This is a genomic window from Paraburkholderia sp. RL18-085-BIA-A (assembly GCF_046027075.1).
Taxonomy (GTDB): Bacteria; Pseudomonadota; Gammaproteobacteria; order Burkholderiales; family Burkholderiaceae; genus Paraburkholderia.
Window position 1 is genome coordinate 1 of the sequence record NZ_JARESU010000325.1, and the last position, 3239, is coordinate 3239.

The following is a 3239-nucleotide window of genomic DNA, read 5'->3' on the forward strand; positions in this document are numbered from 1 at the left end:
TCGAAGTAGCCAGTCACGGCGGGGCGCTGTCCCTACGGACGGCCGCCCGCCGACCTTCTCACTACCGTCTACAACAATATCCAGCACCGCGTGAAGTCAACGAACGTATCCAGGTCCCGAACCGCAATTGCCGTATCGGCGCTATTTGCCGGTTTGTCATTCCCCCATGTGGCGAACGCTCAACAAGCTCAACAGGAGCAGTCTCAGCAAGCACAAGGTCAACAGACGCAAACCGGGCAGACGCAACCTGCGGGCACGCTCGGTGAGATTTCCGTCAACGCTGCGACGGCCGCGGCCGGGCGCGACCATAACGTCAACGACCCGTATCAGGTCATGGACGTCAGCAAGACGGGTACCGCGCTCGGCGACCTGCCGATGAGCGTGCAGGTCATTCCGCGCGGGATTCTCGACGAACAAGGCGTCACGTCGTTGCAGGAAGCGATCCGGAACGGCAACGTGTCCGGCGTGAACTATGGCGGTACCGATTCGAAAGGCTTCACCGATCACTTCATGATCCGCGGCCTGCAGGCGCAGACCTATGACGACGGCTTCTCGGACGGCGACCAGGTCAACGGCCCGACGCATTCGCTGCTGGGCGTCGAGCGCATCGAAGTACTCGAAGGACCGGGGTCATCGCTGCTCGGCAGCGGCCCTCCGGGCGGCGCGATAAACCTGATCCACTACACGCCGTCGGCGCAGTTCCACTGGGGCGGCAATATCCAGGCGGGCTCGTTCGGTACCGTTAACGCCAGTGGCTACGTCACCGGTCCAACCGGTATCGACGGACTGAACTATCGCGTGGACGCCACCGCCAGCCGCTCCGACGGCTACCGCGACCTGGCATCGTGGAACAAGGAAATCCGTCCCGATCTGCAATGGAAAATCGGCGACCACAAGATCGAATTCTCGATCGACGCGCAGGACTATATGGCAACGCCCGACTCATACGGGATGATCTATTACAAGGGGGCGCCGATCCGCAATGTCCCGTTCGACGCCAAATATTCGACGCCGTTCGCGAACGCACATGGCAACTACGTACGCGCCACGCTCACGGACGAGTGGCGCATCAGCGACTACCTGACGATCAACAATCGTCTGTCGTACATGCACCACACGCTGGACTTCTACAGCAACGGCGACAGCACGCACGCGAAGGTCAAGGGCAACACATTCACGGGCCGCCAGCTGCGCGACGAGAACGATTCGCTCAACACGCTCGACTACCAGTTGGAGCCGGTCTGGAAATTCTCGACCGGCAGCATCCACCATACGCTGCTGACGGGCTTCGAATACCTGAACCAGGATCTCAACACTGTCAAGGCGACGGCAGACCTTCCGGACATCGAGGACATCTTCGCGCCGGTTCCGAGGGAAACCTCCATCGCAAGCCTCAATTTCCAGTGCGCGCCCTCTCACTCGTGCCAGAACGACCATGTGTACGCGAACTTCTACAGCATTTACGCGACCGATCAGGTGGACGTGACGGACAAGTTCAAGATTCGCGCGGGCGTGCGCAAGGACTGGTTCGATACGTCGCTGACCCTGAACCCGCTCCCCGGCGAGCCGAACCGTACCGCCAACGACGGCATCACGCTGGTTCAGGGCAATACGTATACGCGCAACGATGCCCCGACCAGCTGGAACGCCGGCGTGCTGTACAAGGTCACGCCCTGGATGACACCGTATTTCGGCGTATCGCGCAGCTACCTCGCGAATTTCAACTCGGAGAACGATGCGTTTTCCATCGGCCCGCCGGAATCGGCGCTGCAATACGAGCTAGGCGTAAAGTGGTCGCTCGACGACGGGCGCTACGTGCTCAACACCGCGCTGTTCGACGTGAAGCGGGAACACGTGGCGACCCCGTTCGGCGACGACCAGATCGCGTTCGATTCGCAGAGCACGCGCGGCGCCGAGGCGTCGCTCGACGCGGATCTCACACCGAACTGGCACGTGTACGCGAATTTCACCGCGCAGCACGCGCATATCACTTATAGCCCAGACACTCCTGGCGCGGTCGGTACGGTCCCGCAGGGCGTGCCCGCCTATATGGCGAACCTGTGGACGACGTATCGCTTCAGTCTCTTCGGCAGGGCGGGCTTTCATGCGGGTGCCGGCATCAATTACATGAGCCGGATGACGAACGGCTTCGCCAACGGCTACGACTGGGCGCCTGCCTCTTTGATCGAAAACCTGCAGTTCGGTTACGCGGAGCATCACTGGGGGGTCGATCTAAACATCGACAACGTCACCAACCAGCGCTACTACATCGCCACCAACGTGGTCGGCGCCTACCTCGGCCCGCCGTTGGCCGCCTACGTCACCCTGCATGCGGATTTTTGAGGAGGATCGAACATGCCGATGAACACCCTACTACGCGTCGCCCATCATTCCGGCGGCGTGCTGTATCTGATTGCAGTGCTGCTATTCGTCTCTTTGACCGTCGTCATCGAGCGCGTGTGGTTCCTGCAGCGGGTCGCGCGCGACGCGCAAGCGGCGCTTGCCGAACTGGACCAGCACAAGGCGCTGAGCGCGAGCGCGCTCGCGGCCTGGGCCCAACGACACGACGGGCTGCCGACGGGCAGCGTGATCGCAACCGCGTGCCGGCTCGCCGGACGCGCCGATCGTGACACGCTCGCCGCGAGCCTCGAGGAAGCGGTGATGCGCGAGGCTCCCCGCATCGACCGCTTCCTGTGGGTGCTCGATACCGCCGTCACGCTGGCGCCGCTGCTCGGCCTGTTCGGCACGATCGTCGGCATGTTCGACGCGTTTCAGGTGCTGTCGAATCCGGGCAACGCGCCGACCCAGGTGACGGGCGGCGTCGCCGAGGCGCTGATCGCGACTGCGTCGGGCCTGTTCGTCGCGATGATCGGCCTTGTGTTCTTCAATGGCCTGCATAGTCGCGTGCGACTCGTCGTGCATCAGCTCGATACGCTGAAGACCGCGCTCGTCAATCGCCTGACGAGCGACATCCCGGATGTCCAGGTCGCGCGGGAGGCGGAAACCGAAACCCCGTACGGGGTGATCGGGTCGCTCGCCCGGCGGGGAGCATGACGTGAAGTACTTTGAGGCACGCAAGGCGCGCATCGAGATCATTCCGATGATCGACATCATGTTCTTCATGCTGGTGTTTTTCATCATGATCACGCTGCACATGATTCCGAACGCGGGTCTGCGCACGCAGCTGCCGTCGGCCGCGAGCGCACAGAGCCTGCCGCCCCCCAAGGTGTACCGGGCGC

At 62.6% G+C, this 3239-nt stretch carries 3 protein-coding genes; all 3 read left to right on the plus strand.

The annotated features are described in order from the left end of the window. The first annotated feature begins 90 nt into the window (after positions 1-90). Positions 91-2343 (plus strand): TonB-dependent receptor, encoded by a 2253-nt coding sequence (locus tag P0D89_RS51835; RefSeq protein ID WP_408379457.1) that lies wholly within the window; start codon positions 91-93, stop codon positions 2341-2343. An 18-nt stretch (positions 2344-2361) separates the two neighbouring features. After that, positions 2362-3054: a MotA/TolQ/ExbB proton channel family protein gene (locus P0D89_RS51840; protein WP_408379460.1), complete on the plus strand. Its 693-nt coding sequence runs from the start codon at positions 2362-2364 to the stop codon at positions 3052-3054. Between the two features lies 1 nt (position 3055). Continuing rightward, positions 3056-3239 (plus strand): ExbD/TolR family protein (locus P0D89_RS51845; RefSeq protein ID WP_408379463.1); only part of this gene is annotated, 184 nt, incomplete at its 3' end.

Coding starts and splice junctions, on each gene's coding strand:
- P0D89_RS51840 (WP_408379460.1), top strand. CDS start 2,362: ATGAACACCCTACTACGCGTCGCCCATCATTCCGGCGGCGTGCTGTAT.